The sequence below is a fragment of the Tranquillimonas rosea genome, from assembly GCF_900111315.1.
Classification (GTDB): domain Bacteria; phylum Pseudomonadota; class Alphaproteobacteria; order Rhodobacterales; family Rhodobacteraceae; genus Tranquillimonas; species Tranquillimonas rosea.
In genome coordinates, this window is the sequence record NZ_FOGU01000013.1 from 16,819 (window position 1) to 31,484 (window position 14,666).

At 68.6% G+C, this 14,666-nt stretch carries 14 protein-coding genes; 2 read left to right on the forward strand and 12 right to left on the reverse strand.

Annotated elements, in window-relative coordinates; all coding sequences use genetic code 11:
- Nucleotides 1–2: 2 nt before the first annotated feature.
- Both BMZ25_RS17480 and BMZ25_RS17485 read right to left on the reverse strand, forming a co-directional pair.
- Nucleotides 3–371 carry a glucose dehydrogenase gene (locus BMZ25_RS17480; RefSeq protein ID WP_177190519.1) on the reverse strand — a complete coding sequence of 123 codons (369 nt, stop codon included), beginning with the start codon at nt 369–371 and terminating at the stop codon, nt 3–5.
- 161 nt (nt 372–532) lie between these two features.
- Nucleotides 533–1,183 carry a TetR/AcrR family transcriptional regulator gene (locus BMZ25_RS17485; RefSeq protein ID WP_092695942.1) on the reverse strand — a complete coding sequence of 217 codons (651 nt, stop codon included), beginning with the start codon at nt 1,181–1,183 and terminating at the stop codon, nt 533–535.
- A 186-nt stretch (nt 1,184–1,369) separates the two neighbouring features.
- Here BMZ25_RS17485 and BMZ25_RS17490 point away from each other — a divergent pair, with 186 nt between their 5' ends.
- Both BMZ25_RS17490 and BMZ25_RS17495 read left to right on the forward strand, forming a co-directional pair.
- Complete coding sequence (locus BMZ25_RS17490) at nt 1,370–2,548, forward strand: efflux RND transporter periplasmic adaptor subunit (RefSeq protein ID WP_092695943.1); 1,179 nt, start codon at nt 1,370–1,372, stop codon at nt 2,546–2,548.
- A gap of 26 nt (nt 2,549–2,574) precedes the next feature.
- Complete coding sequence (locus BMZ25_RS17495; protein ID WP_092695944.1) at nt 2,575–5,709, forward strand: efflux RND transporter permease subunit; 3,135 nt, start codon at nt 2,575–2,577, stop codon at nt 5,707–5,709.
- A 75-nt stretch (nt 5,710–5,784) separates the two neighbouring features.
- Here BMZ25_RS17495 and BMZ25_RS17500 read toward each other — a convergent pair whose 3' ends face one another.
- The 10 genes from BMZ25_RS17500 to BMZ25_RS17545 form a co-directional block, all read right to left on the reverse strand.
- Entirely contained in the window at nt 5,785–6,570 is a 786-nt protein-coding gene (locus tag BMZ25_RS17500) for an SDR family oxidoreductase (RefSeq protein WP_092695945.1), read from the reverse strand.
- Nucleotides 6,571–6,573: 3 nt separating this feature from the next.
- Nucleotides 6,574–7,485: a dihydrodipicolinate synthase family protein gene (locus tag BMZ25_RS17505; RefSeq protein ID WP_092695946.1), complete on the reverse strand. Its 912-nt coding sequence runs from the start codon at nt 7,483–7,485 to the stop codon at nt 6,574–6,576.
- Nucleotides 7,486–7,607: 122 nt separating this feature from the next.
- Complete coding sequence (locus tag BMZ25_RS17510) at nt 7,608–8,537, reverse strand: LysR family transcriptional regulator (protein ID WP_092695947.1); 930 nt, start codon at nt 8,535–8,537, stop codon at nt 7,608–7,610.
- Nucleotides 8,534–9,181: an aspartate/glutamate racemase family protein gene (locus BMZ25_RS17515; protein ID WP_092695948.1), complete on the reverse strand. Its 648-nt coding sequence runs from the start codon at nt 9,179–9,181 to the stop codon at nt 8,534–8,536. Before BMZ25_RS17515 ends, BMZ25_RS17510 begins: the two co-directional genes overlap by 4 nt.
- Entirely contained in the window at nt 9,181–10,635 is a 1,455-nt protein-coding gene (gene hydA / locus BMZ25_RS17520) for a dihydropyrimidinase (RefSeq protein ID WP_092695949.1), read from the reverse strand. The genes BMZ25_RS17515 and hydA overlap by 1 nt, the downstream gene beginning before the upstream one ends.
- 11 nt (nt 10,636–10,646) lie before the next feature.
- Entirely contained in the window at nt 10,647–11,573 is a 927-nt protein-coding gene (locus BMZ25_RS17525) for an N-carbamoyl-D-amino-acid hydrolase (protein ID WP_092695950.1), read from the reverse strand.
- 28 nt (nt 11,574–11,601) lie between these two features.
- Nucleotides 11,602–12,270 (reverse strand): amino acid ABC transporter permease, encoded by a 669-nt coding sequence (locus tag BMZ25_RS17530; protein WP_092695951.1) that lies wholly within the window; start codon nt 12,268–12,270, stop codon nt 11,602–11,604.
- Nucleotides 12,271–12,277: 7 nt separating this feature from the next.
- On the reverse strand, nt 12,278–12,946 hold the full coding sequence (locus BMZ25_RS17535) for an amino acid ABC transporter permease (protein ID WP_092695952.1): 669 nt from the start codon (nt 12,944–12,946) through the stop codon (nt 12,278–12,280).
- On the reverse strand, nt 12,943–13,695 hold the full coding sequence (locus tag BMZ25_RS17540) for an amino acid ABC transporter ATP-binding protein (protein ID WP_092695953.1): 753 nt from the start codon (nt 13,693–13,695) through the stop codon (nt 12,943–12,945). Before BMZ25_RS17540 ends, BMZ25_RS17535 begins: the two co-directional genes overlap by 4 nt.
- Nucleotides 13,696–13,763: 68 nt before the next feature.
- Nucleotides 13,764–14,618 carry a transporter substrate-binding domain-containing protein gene (locus BMZ25_RS17545; RefSeq protein WP_092695954.1) on the reverse strand — a complete coding sequence of 285 codons (855 nt, stop codon included), beginning with the start codon at nt 14,616–14,618 and terminating at the stop codon, nt 13,764–13,766.
- Between the last annotated feature and the right edge of the window lie 48 nt (nt 14,619–14,666).

Genomic DNA, 14,666 nt, shown 5'->3' on the forward strand with positions numbered 1-14,666 from the left:
GCTCAGCTCCTCTTGCGGAGGGAAAGGGCGGGGATGCACAGCAGCAGCACGATCAGGATGACGATCGGGGCGACGACGCGCGGCGCCCAGGCCCACCAGTCGAAGCCGACTTCCCAGATCGTCCAGATCACAGTGCCGATCCAGACGAGGGAATAGACCAAAACGGCCTGGATCAGCCCCCGGCCCAGGCAATAGGCGGTAATCAGAAGACCCACGCCCGCGATCGCGTAATACCAGCTGCCGCCAAGCGTGATCAGCCAGATCCCCCCGGCGACAAGGACGAGGCCCAGCACCGCCAGAAGCACGGCCAGCGCCACCAGGAGCCAGCCGACGGCGCCGCGGCTGCTTCCTCCCATCGAATAATCGGTCATGACAAAATCCCTCATGCGGCCGGTCCCGCCCGAGCCGAGGCGCGGGTTGCGACCAAGTGTCCTATGTTGGAACCGGCCACGCGGCCGAGGGTTCCGCGCCGTTCCCGAAATACGAAGGGATTGAGGGGCAAGGGGAATTGCCACCGCCGGGCGCGCCGCGCTCAGCCGTCGTTCTGCGCGGCCTCGATCCCGTTCAGGAATACCTTCAACGCCAGCTCGAACCGGGCCTCGACGTCGCGGTCGCAGGGGTCGGCGTCCGGGTCGATCAGCAGGTCGAGCGGCGAGGCGCGCAGCATGTCCTTCAATAAGGTCGCCGCCGCCCCAGTGTCCGCGATGCGGATCTCGCCCCGCCCCACGGCCCTTTCGAGCTCCTGCCGGATCATCTCCTCCACCGCGTGGGGACCGCGCGACATGAAGGTCCGGCCCATCTCGGGACGCTCGGGGCTTTCCGCGACGAGCGCCCGGAGGATGGCGATGGGCAGGTCCGGCGGGCTGTCGGGCCGCCGCGGCGCCAGGAGCAGCCGCAAGCGCTGTTCCAGCGGCAGATCCACCGCGGCGTCGTCCAGCGGACGGGCGATGGCAGTGCGCAGCCGGTCCATGTAGGCTTGAAACAGCGCCGCGCGGTCGTCGAAGATCTCGTAGAGCGTGCGCTTCGACATCCCCGCCTTGCGCGCGACCGCCGCCATGGTCGTCCCGCGCATCCCGGCCTCGCGGAACACCTCGTCGAGGGCGTCCAGAATCAACTCGCGCCGTTCGGCCACGCAGATCGCGACCGGACGACCACGTTTTGCCCGTTGCGAAGACGAATCCATATTGGTCACCGTGCAACTTCTCCCGCCAAATGCCGATTCGCGCCGTCAAAAGTGAACGCCGCGTCGCGGCATGGGCTTGCACCCCGCGCGATCAGCAGTTTAAGAGACCGCACGGTTTCTTATTCTGACCACCCGTCGGGATGCAAGCTGTCCTACTAGGAACTCGACAGGACGGAGGGACGATCCATGCCTGGACTTCAGCAGGCGGCACGCCGGGCGGCGTGTGCGCTCTTTGCCATTTGCGCCGCAACCGCCGCCATCGCCCAGTCCGAGCAGCCGCCGGCCGCCGTGACCGTCGAGACGCTTCAGCCGCAGGACGTGACGCTCACCTCCACCCTGCCCGGCCGCGTCAAGGCGTCGGCCGCCGCCGAGGTTCGCCCGCAGGTCGCCGGCATCATCACCGAGCGGCTGTTCAAGGAAGGCAGCCGGGTCGAGGCGGGCGACGTACTCTATACCATCGACCCCACCTCCTACGAGGCTGCGGTCGCGCAGGCCGAGGCGTCGGTCACCCAGGCCGAATCCCAGCTGCGCGCCGCCGAGCGCGAGGCCGAGCGCGTGCAGGAGCTGAGCGACCGCAACGTCGCCAGCCAGCAGGTGCTGGACGAGGCGATCTCGACCCGCGACAGCGCCGCCGCCGCGCTGGAGGTCGCCCGCGCGCAGCTTCAATCCGCCGAGATCGAGCTGGACCGGACCGAGATCCGCGCCCGCCTCTCAGGCGAGATCGGCCTGTCGCAGACCAGCCAGGGCGCGCTGGTCACCGCCAGCCAGGCGGAACCGCTCGCCGTGATCCGGCAGATCGACCCGATCCTGGTGGACGTGACCCAATCCGCCGCCGACCTGCTGGCCTGGCGCCGCGGCCAGGCCGAGGACACCCTGACCGAGTCCCAGCGCGACGTCACGCTGACCCTCGCCGACGGCAGCCAGTTCGACCAGACCGGCACTCTGACCGCCGCCGAGCCCCATGTCGACGAGCAGACCGGCGTGGTCGTCCTGCGGATGGAGTTCGCCAACCCCGACCAGCTTCTGCTGCCGGGGATGTACGTCCAGGTCGAGATGCCGACGGGCACCGCCCCGAACGCGTTTCTCGCCCCGCAGGAAGGCGTCAGCCGCGACCGGCGCGGCCGGCCCTTCGCGCTGGTCGTCAACGACGACAACGTCGTCGAACAGAAGATGCTGACGATCCTGCAGGACCGCGGATCGGACTGGATCGTCAACGACGGCCTCTCCGCCGGAGACCGCGTGATCGTGGCCGGCCTGCAGAACGTGGCGCCCGGCGACACCGTGCAGCCCGAAGAGCGCGAGGAGATGGCCAGCGCCGAGGGTACCGACGGGACCGAGGTCGCCTCGGACGCCACCACCGACTGAAATAACACCGAACCGGAGCGCCGCGCATGGCCCGCTTTTTCATCGACCGGCCGGTCTTCGCCTGGGTGATCTCGATCCTCATCATGGGGATCGGCATCCTGGCGATCAGATCGCTGCCGATCGCGCAGTATCCCCAGATCGCGCCTCCTTCGGTGAGCGTCAGCGCCAGCTATCCCGGCGCGTCGGCAGAAACCGTGGGCAACACGGTCACCCAGGTCATCGAACAGCAGATGACCGGGCTCGACGGGTTGCGCTACATCTCGTCCAACTCGACCTCGGCGGGCACCGCGAACATCACCCTCACCTTCGAGACCGGGACCGACCCGGACATCGCGCAGGTGCAGGTGCAGAACAAGTTGCAGCAGGCCACACCGCTCTTGCCCGAGCCGGTCCAGCGGCAGGGCGTGAGCGTGCAGAAATCCTCGGCCGGCTTCCTGATGGTCGTGTCGCTGATCTCGGACACCGACGAGTACCAGGAAGCCGACCTCGGCGACTACATGGTGACCAACCTCGTCGACGAGCTCAGCCGGATCGAGGGCGTCGGCAACGTGCAGGTGTTCGGCGGCCAGTATGCCATGCGCATCTGGCTGGACCCGGCCAAGCTTGCCGCCTACGAGCTGACACCCTCCGACGTGGTCGCCGCCGTCTCCGAGGAGAACGCCCAGATCTCGGCCGGTGCCTTCGGCAGCCGCCCCACCGAGGACGGCCAGCAGCTGAGCGCGACGATCACCGCGCAGTCGCTTCTGTCGACGCCAGAGGATTTCCGCCAGATCGTGCTGCGCGCCGAGACCGGCGGCGGGCTCGTCCTGCTCGACGATGTCGCGCGGGTCGAGATCGGCGCCGAGAGCTACCAGTTCGTCTCGCGCTACAACCGCAGCCCCTCGGCCGGCATGGCGATCAGCCTGGCGCCGGGCGCGAACGCGCTGGACACGTCTGAGGCGGTCAAGGAGCGGCTCGAGGAGTTCGCCGAGTTCTTCCCCGAGGGCATCGAGTACGTCATTCCCTATGACACCACGCCCTTCGTCGAGATCTCGATCGAGGAAGTGGTCAAGACGCTGTTCGAGGCGATCATCCTCGTCTTCCTGGTGATGTTCCTGTTCCTGCAGAACCTCCGGGCGACGCTGATCCCCACCCTCGCGGTGCCGGTCGTCATCCTTGGCACCTTCGGCGTGCTCGCCGCGGCGGGCTTCACCATCAACACGCTGACGATGCTGGCGATGGTGCTGGCGATCGGCCTGCTCGTGGACGACGCCATCGTCGTGGTCGAGAACGTCGAGCGCGTGATGGAGGAGGACGGGCTCGACCCGCGCGAGGCCACGCGCAAGTCGATGGGCCAGATCACCGGCGCCCTGATCGGCATCGCCATGGTCCTGTCGGCGGTGTTCGTGCCGATGGCGTTCTTCGGCGGCTCGACCGGCGTGATCTATCAGCAGTTCTCGATCACCATCGTCTCGGCGATGGCGCTGTCGGTCGTCGTGGCGCTGACGCTGACCCCGGCGCTCTGCGCGACGCTGCTCAAGAACACCGGCCACGCGACCAAGCGCGGCCCCTTCGGCTGGTTCAACCGCGGCTTCGACAAGACGCTCGGCGGCTATGCCGGCAGCGTCGGCTGGATCGTCAAGCGCCCGGTCCGGGTGGGCCTGGTCTATATCGCGCTGGCGGTGGCGATGGTCCTGCTCTTCATGCGCACGCCCACCGGCTTCCTGCCGGAAGAGGACCAGGGGATCATGTTCACCATGATCCAGGCCCCCACCGGCGCCACGATCGAGCGCACGCTCGACGTGGTCGAGCAGGTCGAGGACTACTACCTGAACGAAGAGAGCGAGTCGGTGGAATCCGTGTTCGGCGTCGTCGGCTTCGGCTTCTCCGGGCAGGGACAGAACATGGGCCTCGCCTTCGTGCGGCTCAAGGACTGGTCCGAGCGCAAGGACCCCTCGCAGAGCGCGCAGGCCATCGCTGGCCGCGCCTTCGGCGCACTGAGCCAGATCCGCGACGCGATGGTGATCCCGATCGTGCCGCCCTCGGTGATCGAACTGGGGAACGTGTCGGGCTTCGACATGTATCTCCAGGCGCGGGGCGGGCAGACCCAGGACGAGCTGCTTCAGGCCCGCAACCAGATGCTCGGCATGGCGGCGCAGAGCGACCTGATCGGCTCGGCGCGGCCCGTCGGGCTCGAGAGCGCGTCGCAGTTCAACCTCGACATCGACTGGCGCAAGGCCGGCGCGATGGGGGTCTCGGCCACCGACGTGGGCAACCTGCTGTCGATCGCCTGGGCGGGGCAGTATGTGAACGACTTCGTGGACCAGGGCCGCATCAAGCGCGTCTACGTCCAGGGCCAGGCCGAGTCCCGCTCGACGCCGTCCGACATCGAGAAATGGCGCGTGCGCAACGATTCCGGCGGTCTCGTGCCGTTCTCGAACTTCGCCGAAGGGTCGTGGAGCCAGGGGCCGCAGGGCGTCTACCGCTACAACGGCGTGCCCTCGATGCAGATCCAGGGCTCTCCGGCGCCCGGCGTCACCACGGGCGAGGCGATGTCCGAGATCGAGCGCATCGCCGGCGAGTTGCCCGAGGGCTTCTCGGTCGCCTGGACGGGCCTTTCGCTAGAGGAACGCCAATCCGGCAATCAGGCGCCGCTGCTCTATGCGCTGTCGCTGGCGGCGGTGTTCCTGTCGCTCGCCGCGCTCTACGAAAGCTGGTCGATCCCGTTCGCGGTGATGCTGGCGATGCCGATCGGCGTGTTCGGTGCCCTGCTCGGGGCGTGGCTCGGCGGGTTCGAGAACGGCGTGTTCTTCCAGGTGGGCCTGCTGACCGTCATCGGCCTGACCGGCAAGAACGCCATCCTGATCGTCGAGTTCGCGCGAGAGAGGATGGATGGCGGCGAACCGCTGCTGACCGCCACGGTCGAGGCCGCGCGCCAGCGCTTCCGACCGATCCTGATGACCTCGATGGCGTTTTCGCTGGGCGTGCTGCCTCTGGTCCTGTCGACCGGCGCCGGCTCGGGCGGGCGTAACGCCATCGGCTCGGGTGTGCTGGGCGGCACGATCTCGGCCACGGTGCTGGGCGTGCTGTTCGTGCCGCTGTTCTTCGTCATCGTCACGCGGGTGTTCCGGCGTCGCGGCGACAAGACGGCAGAGGCAGGCGCGACGCAGCCCGCCGAGTGATCCCGACCTCAGCGCAAAAGAAAACCGGCCGCGCCCCCTCGGACGCGGCCGGTTTCGTTTCAACACACGTTTCGCTCAAACGTGACGGATCGCCCCGCCGTCGCACCGCACCATCGATCCGGTGACATAGGACGCCGGCTCCGAACACAGGAACGCCGCCACCGCCGCGAACTCCTCGGGCTTGCCGTAGCGGCCGGCGGGGATGGACGCCTTCGAGGCGGTGCGCACCTCGTCCACGCTCTTGTTCTGCCGGTCGGCCGCGTTCGCGTCGAGCTGATCCACGCGGTCGGTGTGGATGCGCCCCGGCAGCAGCATGTTGACGGTGATCCCCTGCCCCGCGACCTCGGTCGCCAGCGTCTTGGACCACCCCACGAGCGAGCCGCGCAGCGTGTTCGACAGCGCGAGGTTGGGGATCGGCTGCTCGACCCCGGACGAGGCCAGCGTCAGCACCCGGCCCCAGCCGGCGGACTCCATGTCGGGCAGCAGAAGGCTGGTCAGCCGGATCACGTTGGCCACCATGGTCTGCGCCTGGCTCATCAGCACACTGGTATCGATGTCGCGCGCGCTGCCCGGCGGCGGCCCGCCCGTGTTGTTCACGAGGATGTCCACGCGGCCCGCGAGCGAACGTGCACGCTCGGCCAGCGAATCCGCGGCGTCCGCGGCCGACAGGTCCAGCTTCAGCCAGTCGGCGGTGCCGCCCGCGCCGCGGATGCCCTTGACCGCCTCTTCCAATGCCGCCTCGTCGCGGCCGGTGAGGATGACGCGGGCCCCTTCGCCCGCCAGCGACTCGGCCACCGCGCGGCCCAGCCCCTTGGACGAGGCGAGGATCAGCGCCGTCTTTCCGTTCAGTCCGAAATCCATGTCTTACTCCTTCAGGCGTGTCTCGAGACGGCCGAGCAGGCGGTCGAGTTCCGCGATGTCCGTGTCCGTCAGCTTTGGCCCCGGCGCGCGGGTGGTGTCGCTGGCGATCGCGCCCCGGCGCATCAGCGTGTGCTTGCGCAGCGCCAGACCGAAACCGGGCTGCTGCTCGTGCCGCAGGACCGGCAGGTAGCGGTCGAACAGGTCCTCGGCGGCGTCGGTATCTCCCTTGTGGTGCAGCTCCACGGTTTGCACCAGCGCCTCGGGGAACGCAAAGCCGGTCATCGCCCCGTCGGCGCCGCGCGCCAGCTCCTGCGGAAGGTAGAGCCCGCCGTTGCCGCACAGGATCGACAGCCGCCGGCGCGCGCCGTCCTCCATGCCGCGCAGGGCCGAGATCTTGGACAGCCCCGGCCAGTCCTCGTGCTTGAGCATCACGATCTGCTCACGCGCATCCGACAGCCGGCGGATCAGGTGGGGCGAGACGGGGATGCCCGTCGACAGCGGAAAGTCCTGAAACACGATCGGCGCCTCGGGCAGCGCGTCGCAGACGGCGTGGAAATAGCCCTCGACCCGGTCCTCGCGGGCGGGGCCCTTGGACGGCGCGACCATCAGCCCGGCGGCGCCCTTGTCCATCGCGTAAGCGCCCAGCGCGCGCAGGTTGTCCAGACCGGGATCGGACACGCCAACGACCACCGGCAGCGATCCAGCCTCGTCCATCACGGTGTCGATCACCAGCCGCCGCTCCTCGGGCGTCAGCTTGTCCGCCTCGCCCATCATCCCCAGGATCGTCAGCCCGGTGACCCCGTGACCGATATAGAACTGCACCAGCCGCCGAAGGCTGTCGGTGTCGACAGCGCCGTCGGGGGCGAACGGGGTCGCGGCGATGATGTAGACCCCCCTGGTGTCGCGGGTCAGCATGGCAATCTCCTCAAGATATCAGTGGGTTCGGCCTCCGGCGATCCGAACATTTTCGGGATACCGGTGGTATACTGTAATGGCAAGACATGCCCGCTCCTCCCTGGCGGACCACCCATCCGCACCTAACCGGCGAGGACGAGGTCGCTTTCCGCGAACACCGCGCGGAGGTCGGACATGAAGCTGTGCAGCAGCCCCGAATGGGGCACGCCGCGCCGGGTGAGCATCACCGCGCGGACCTCGCAGGCGGGCAGGAACGGCTTTTCCAGCAGCCCCGGCACCCGGTTCGACGCGGCCGAGAACGGGTCCACCACGGTGACGCCCAGCCCCTTTCCCGCCAGCGCCGCGGCGGTGGCGGCATAGCGCACCTCGATCCGCGGATCGTAGGCGGCCCCCACTTGCGAGAACGCCTGCGACACCAGCTGGCCGAGGTTCGACCCCACCTCCAGCCCGATCAGCGGAAAGGGCTCGAGATCCACCGCGCTCACCTGCGGGGCGTCCGCCAGCGGGCTGTCACCGGGCACCAGCGCCACCATGTGCGACCGCTGCAACACGTCGACATTGACGATGCCCAGCCGCTCCTGCGCCAAGACCAGCCCGATATCGGCCTGCCCGGTCTGCACCGCATCCACCGCGTGCTCCAGCCGCCGCACGTCGTAGGCGACCGACGCGTTGGGCTTGGACTCCAGGAACCGCCGCAGCGCCACCGGCGCGACCGAGTAGCCCAGCGGTGGGGTCGCGATGATCCGCAGCCGCCCCGCCATGCCCAGCTTCATGTCGCGGGCCCGTTGCGAGAAACTGCGCATCAGGCCGAAGACGGGGCGGATCTCGTCGTACAGGTCCTTGGCCTCGGCCGTGGGCTGCAACCGGCGGCCCGTCCTCTCGAAAAGGGCGAGGCCCAGCTGCGTCTCGAGCTGCCGCAGCCCCGCCGACACGGCTGGCTGCGAGATCCGCAACTGCTCGGCCGCCTCGACCGTGGTCGCGCAGCGCATCATCGCCGCGAAGATCTCCAGAAGACGCAGCGACACGTCCGGAAGACCGTCGCCCCGGCTCATCCGACCGCGCCCAGCGCCATCCCGGCGGCGGCCTGCACCGGGTCGATCACCGCAACGCCAAGGTCGTCCTGCAACGCGGCGCGGCGCGGCGCCATCCCCGCGCATCCCAGCACGATCGCGCCCGCGCCCATCGCCACCAGTTCACGGCCCAGCGCGCGCGTCTGGTCGTAGATGGCGTCGGACAGGCCCGACTCCTCGGCCGACACGCCCGGCAGCGCCACCTCTCCGGCCATCCGTCCCTCGACGCCCATGGCGCGGACCCGGACCCGGTGCCGCCCGATGGCGCGCGGCGACAACGCGATGATCCCGAACAGGTCGGCGCGGGCCATCGCGCTGAGGATGCCGGCCTCCTGTATGCCGATCACCGGCTGGCGCACGCGCTCGCGCGCCAGCTCGACGCCCGGATCGGAAAAGCACCCGCTGACAAAGGCGGCGGCGTCAGGCCGCGTCGCCACGAGATCGGCGAACCCCATGCCGGCAAGTGCCACGTCCGCCGCCGACGCGATGGTCGCGGGCGAGGCGGGCAGGTCCGTGACCTCGAATCCCGGCCCCGCCGCCGGCGCCATGTGCGCCACCGCCTTGCGGATGCCCTCGGTCACGGCGGCGGACGAGTTCGGGTTCACAATGAGGATCGGGCCGGCCATCACCGCAGGTCCGATCCGAAGTTGTGCGCGGGGTCGAACTCCTTCACCGCGGCGCCGGGCCTGCCCCGAAGGTCTGCCGGCGCCCGCGCGACGAACCGGCCGTTGCCGGGCTCGACCTTCAGCGCACCGTCCTCGACGACGGGGGTGCCGCGGGTCATCACCGTCTCGGGCACGCCCTGCAGCTCCATCCCCTCGAACGGGGTGTAGTCCATGTTGTCGTGCTGGTCGGCCGCCGTCACCGTGCGCCGGGTCTCGGGGTTCCAGATCGCGATGTCCGCGTCCATCCCCGGCGCGATACGGCCCTTCTTCTCGATGCCGAAGGTGCGCGCCGCGTTGGTCGAGGACAGGGCCACGAACTGCTCCATCGTGATCCGCCCGCCGACGACACCTTCCGAGAAGAGGTAGGGCAGCCGCGCGGCGATCCCCGGCATGCCGTTGGCGATCTTCGGATAGGGCACATCGGTGCCGTTCAGGAACTTGCCCGTTTCGTCGAAACGATAGGGCGCGTGGTCCGAGCTGACGCTCTCGAACGTGCCGGTGGCCACGTGGTGCCACAGCGCCTCCTGTGTCTGCACGTCCCGCAGCGGCGGCGAGCAGATGTACTTCGCCCCCTCCATGCCGGGCCGGTCGAGGTCGGCGCGGGTCAGCGCCAGGTATTGCGGGCACGTCTCGGCATAGAGCTTGGCCCCCGCCAGCTTCTCGCGCTGGACGATGGCCGCGCCGCCGGCGGTCGAGACATGCACGATGAACAGCGGCGCGTCGGCCAGCTTGGCCAGCTGGATCGCCCGGTTGATCGCCTCTTCCTCGGCCAGCTCCGGCCGCGACACCGCGTGATAGCGCGGCGCGGTCAGGCCCTTGTCGGCCATCCGGCGGTTCATCCACTTCACCATGTCGTTGTTCTCGGCATGGACCATGGTGACGGCGCCGTGCTCCCGCGCGACGGTCAGGATGTCCAGCATCCCCCCGTCGCCCAGGTTCATCAGGTCATAGGTCATGAAGACCTTGAACGACGTGATCCCGCGGGCAAAGGCGCGGGGCAGCTGGTCGGTCAGCACGTCCTCGGTCGGGTCCGAGACGATCAGGTGGTAGGAATAGTCGATCACCGACGACGCCGCGCGGGCATCGTAGGTCGCGATCACGTCGTCGATCGACTGGCCGCGATGCTGCGCCGCAAAGGGGACGAAGCTGGAATTGCCCCCGAACGCCGCCGAGATCGAGCCGGTGCGGTAATCGTCGGCGCTCATCACGCCGGACGAGCTTTCCTGCGCGATGTGGGCATGCGCCTCGATCCCGCCGGGCATCACCAGCCGCCCGCCCGCGTCGATCCGGCGGGCGCCGCCCGGCAGCCGCTCGGCCACCGCGGCGATGCGGCCGTCCGTGATGCCTACATCGCCGCGGTAGATCTCGCCGGCGGTCACGATGGTGCCGTCGTGGATGACCGTGTCGAACTCCATCTCTCCTCCTCTCACTCGGGTGCCTTGGCGCCCGTCTGGCTGGCGATCAGGCCGTAATGCTCGATCCGCCGGTGCGCGGCGAAATTGAACACGGTGGACTTGCCGAAGGCGCAGCGTTCGGTGTCCATCTCGGCGGTGATCAGTTCGTCCTCCTCGGTGGTGGCGCGGGCGATGACGAAGCCGTCCGGGTCCACCAGGATCGATCCGCCCATCAGGTGATGCCCGTCCTCGGTGCCCGCCTTGGCGATCGAGGCGACATAGGTGCTGTTCTGATAGGCCCCGGCCGTCACCGACAGTTCCGAGTGGTACAGCCGCTTCTCCAGCCCCTCGTCGCCCGACTGACTGTTCTGCGAGGGCGTGTTGTAGCCGATCGTCACCAGCTCGACCCCCTGCAGGCCCAGCACGCGGAACGTCTCGGGCCAGCGGCGGTCGTTGCAGATCGCCATGCCCATCACCATGCCGTCGCTGCGCACCACGCCGAAGCCGGTATCGCCCGGCTCGAAATAGCGCTTCTCGAGATGCTGATGCGTGCGCTCGGGGTCGTACTCGGCGTGCCCCGGCAGGTGCGTCTTGCGGTAGGTCAGGACGATCTCGCCCGCCCGGTCCACGATCACCGACGTGTTGTAGTGATGGCCGTCGGGCGTCAGCTCGGCATAGCCGAAGGTAAAGCCCATGCCGCACTCTCGCGCCAGGTCGAACAGCGGCTGCGTCGCCGCGTTCGGCATCTCGGTCTCGAAGTAGTGGTCGAACTCCGAGATGTCCTCGGCATACCAGCGGGGAAAGAATGTCGTCAGGCACAGCTCGGGGTAGACGAGGAACTCGACCCCCTGCGCGTGCGCCTGCCGCATCAGCTCCATCATGCGGGCGACCACGGCCTCGCGGCTGTCGGCCTTCTGGATCGGCCCCATCTGCGCGCCGCCAAGCACCATCTTCACCATCGTTCCCAGTCCTTTCCGTTCGAATGTCTCAATGCGCGGCCAGTCCGCGCTGATAGCGCGAGATCAGCCGCACCAGCGGCCACAGCAGCGCAAGGTAGATGAGCGCCGCCAGCACCAGCGGCGACGAGTTGTAGGTCACCGAACGCGCCATGTTCGCGGCATAGAGCAGCTCGGACAGCGACACGACCGAGGCGAGCGAGGTCAGCTTGACCACCTCGACCGTGTTCGACAGCAGGTCGGGCAGCACGTTGCGCACCGCCTGCGGCAGCACCACGCTGGCCAGCGTCTGCGTCGGGCTCAGCCCCGTGGCGCGGGCGGCCTCGGCCTGCCCGCCGGGCACCGACCTCAGGCCCGCCCGGAACACCTCGGCGTAGTAGGCCGAGTTGTTCAACAGGAACGCCACGACCACCGCCATGAAGGGCGACAGTTCCAGCCCCGCGAAGGGCAGGCCCGAGAACACGAAGACCAGCAGCACCAGCGGCGGCAGCGCGCGGAAGAAGTCGATGAAGCCGATCGCGCTCCACCGCAGCCAGCGCGACGGCGACAGCGCCGCCACCGCCAGCGCCAACCCACCGGCCAGGCCCAGCCCGATCACCACCGCGCAGAGCTGCAGCGTGACCCAGAACCCCTTCAGCAACAGCGGCAGCGTCTGCGCCATGATGTCGAGGTTGAAGAAAAGCTCGATGAAATCCTGCATGGCGCCCTCAGATCGACCAGGAAAAGCGCCGCTCGATCAGGCGCGAGGCGATGACGACGGGGATGAAGATCGCGAGATACGCCAGCGCCGCCATCGTCAAAGGCGTGGCCGAGCCGGAAAAGCTCTGCGCCGAGGACGACACGGCAAGGATCTCCTTCACCCCGATGACCGAGCCGAGCGCCGTCATCTTGGTGATCGCCAGCGCGCGGTTCACCAGCGGCGGGATCGCCAGCCGGACGGCCTGCGGCAGCGCGATCGAGAACAGCGTCTGCCCGAAGGTCAGGCCCGTCGCGCGCCCCGCCTCCCACTGCCCGGCGGACAGCGAGGTCAGGCCGGCCCAGAAGATCTCTTCCGCGAAGGCTGCCAGCACCGCGCCCAGCACCAGCACGATCACCAGTTGCCCCGACAGCGTGATGCCCAGCCCGGGCAGGCCGAAATAGAAGATCAGGATCACCACCAGCGGCGGGATCGCCCGCCCGAGATCGGCGAAGATGATGATCGGCACGTTCAGCCACTTGCTCCCCAGCGTCCGCAGGCAGGCCAGCGCCAGCCCCAGCGCGAGACCCGCCGCGACGATGACGACGGCCAGGTACAGCGTGACCCAGATCGCCGAGATCAGGTCCGGCAGGTACCGCGCCATCACGGCGCCGTCGAAGAAGGTGTCGAGGAACCTCATTCGGCCCCCTGCGACACGCGCGACAGGAAGGCCTTGAGACGGTCGGTCTGCGGATCGCCGAAGATCTGCTCGGGCGAGCCGTGCTCGACCACGAGGCCGCCATCCATGAAGATGACCCGGTCCGCCGCCTCCCGCGCGAAGGCCATCTCGTGACTGACGACCAGCATCGTCATGCCCTCGCGGCGCAGGTCCTTCATCACCTTCAGGACCGATCCCACCAGTTCGGGGTCCAGCGCCGAGGTGGGCTCGTCGAACAGCATCACCTTGGGGTCCAGCGCCAGGGCGCGGGCGATGGCCACGCGCTGCTGCTGGCCGCCGGACAGGTCCGACGGCATCGCGTCGGCCTTCTCGGACAGGCCCACGCGCTCCAGCATGTCGCGGGCGCGGGTCTCGGCCTCGTCCTTGGGGCGCTTCAGCGCCTTGATCTGGGCCAGCATGACGTTCCGCAGAACGCTCATGTGCGGATAGAGGTGGAAGCCCTGGAACACCATTCCGACCTTCATCCGCATCTTGTCGAGATCGCGGCGGGCGATGTCGGTGATCTTCGCGTCCTCCACCAGGATCGCGCCCGAAGTCGGCTCTTCCAGCCGGTTGCAGCACCTCAGCATCGTCGACTTGCCCGAGCCCGAAGGCCCGATGACGAAGACCAGTTCGCCCTCGCGCACCTTGAGGTTGATGTTTTTCAGCACCACGGTGTCGCCGAAACGCTTTTCGAGGCCTGCGATTTCAAGAACGGGGGGTTTGACCATTCGCTCGCGTCCAGTCCGGGAAAGGACGGGGCCGTCCGCGGCCCCGCCGGTATCGTCGCCCTGCGGTCTCAGAACTCGCAGGAAACCTCGTGTTCGGTGTCGTCGTAGCCCTCGAAGTCCGGCGTGCCGTAGCCCGGTGTCGGCGTGACGATGGTGCGGCCCTCTTCGGGGGTGACGCCGAACCACTTCTCGGACAGCTCGGCCATGGTGCCGTCGGTCTTGAGGCATTCGAGCACGCGGTCGATCATGTTGCGCGTCTCGACGTCGTCCTTGCGGAACGGGAACGCCCAGACCAGGCCCGTGTCGTATTCATAGCTCAGGTCGACGCGCGGGTTCTGCTTGGCGGCCCAGGCCGACACCGTCGCACCGGCCATGTTCGCCTCGGCCCGGCCCGTCGCCACGGCCTCGACCGCGTCGGTGTTGGTGCCGTAGGCGACCACGTCCCAGCCGTATTCCTCGGCCCGCTCGGTCAGGAACGCCTCGTAGACGGAGCCCTTGTTGACCGCGATGGTCATGCCCTCGAACGCCTCGAGACCTTCCATCTCGTCACTGCCCGCGGGCACGGTGAAGGCAAAGTTGGTGTCCATGAAGCCTTCGGTGAACAGCAGGCTCGACGCGCGCTCCTCGGTCACCGTGGTGGGCGCCACGAGAAAGTCGTAGGTGCCCGCCTGCAGCGCCGGGATCAGGCCCGAGAACTGCGCGGCCACGACTTCCATGTCGGTGCCCAGTGTCTCGCCGATCGCCGCGGCGAGATCGACGTTGAACCCCTCGACACCCCCGTCGAGCTTGGGCATGGCATGCGGCGCGAAGGTCCCGTCCAGCGCCACCTTGAACCCGTCCTCGGGGAGCTCCTGGGCCATCGCCGGCAGACCGGCCAGCAGGGCCAGCGGCAGGGCCGACCGGCGCAGAGTCGAAAGAGTCATGATCCTGTACTCCGTGTTGGTGAGGTCTTTTCTCGTTGTCGCGGCGGC

Coding starts and splice junctions, on each gene's coding strand:
- BMZ25_RS17485 (WP_092695942.1), bottom strand. CDS start 1,183: ATGGATTCGTCTTCGCAACGGGCAAAACGTGGTCGTCCGGTCGCGATC.
- BMZ25_RS17480 (WP_177190519.1), bottom strand. CDS start 371: ATGACCGATTATTCGATGGGAGGAAGCAGCCGCGGCGCCGTCGGCTGG.
- BMZ25_RS17510 (WP_092695947.1), bottom strand. CDS start 8,537: ATGAGCCGGGGCGACGGTCTTCCGGACGTGTCGCTGCGTCTTCTGGAG.
- hydA (WP_092695949.1), bottom strand. CDS start 10,635: ATGGAGTTCGACACGGTCATCCACGACGGCACCATCGTGACCGCCGGC.
- BMZ25_RS17495 (WP_092695944.1), top strand. CDS start 2,575: ATGGCCCGCTTTTTCATCGACCGGCCGGTCTTCGCCTGGGTGATCTCG.
- BMZ25_RS17535 (WP_092695952.1), bottom strand. CDS start 12,946: ATGAGGTTCCTCGACACCTTCTTCGACGGCGCCGTGATGGCGCGGTAC.
- BMZ25_RS17515 (WP_092695948.1), bottom strand. CDS start 9,181: ATGGCCGGCCCGATCCTCATTGTGAACCCGAACTCGTCCGCCGCCGTG.
- BMZ25_RS17545 (WP_092695954.1), bottom strand. CDS start 14,618: ATGACTCTTTCGACTCTGCGCCGGTCGGCCCTGCCGCTGGCCCTGCTG.
- BMZ25_RS17505 (WP_092695946.1), bottom strand. CDS start 7,485: ATGCTGACCCGCGACACCAGGGGGGTCTACATCATCGCCGCGACCCCG.
- BMZ25_RS17525 (WP_092695950.1), bottom strand. CDS start 11,573: ATGGTGAAGATGGTGCTTGGCGGCGCGCAGATGGGGCCGATCCAGAAG.
- BMZ25_RS17490 (WP_092695943.1), top strand. CDS start 1,370: ATGCCTGGACTTCAGCAGGCGGCACGCCGGGCGGCGTGTGCGCTCTTT.
- BMZ25_RS17530 (WP_092695951.1), bottom strand. CDS start 12,270: ATGCAGGATTTCATCGAGCTTTTCTTCAACCTCGACATCATGGCGCAG.
- BMZ25_RS17500 (WP_092695945.1), bottom strand. CDS start 6,570: ATGGATTTCGGACTGAACGGAAAGACGGCGCTGATCCTCGCCTCGTCC.
- BMZ25_RS17540 (WP_092695953.1), bottom strand. CDS start 13,695: ATGGTCAAACCCCCCGTTCTTGAAATCGCAGGCCTCGAAAAGCGTTTC.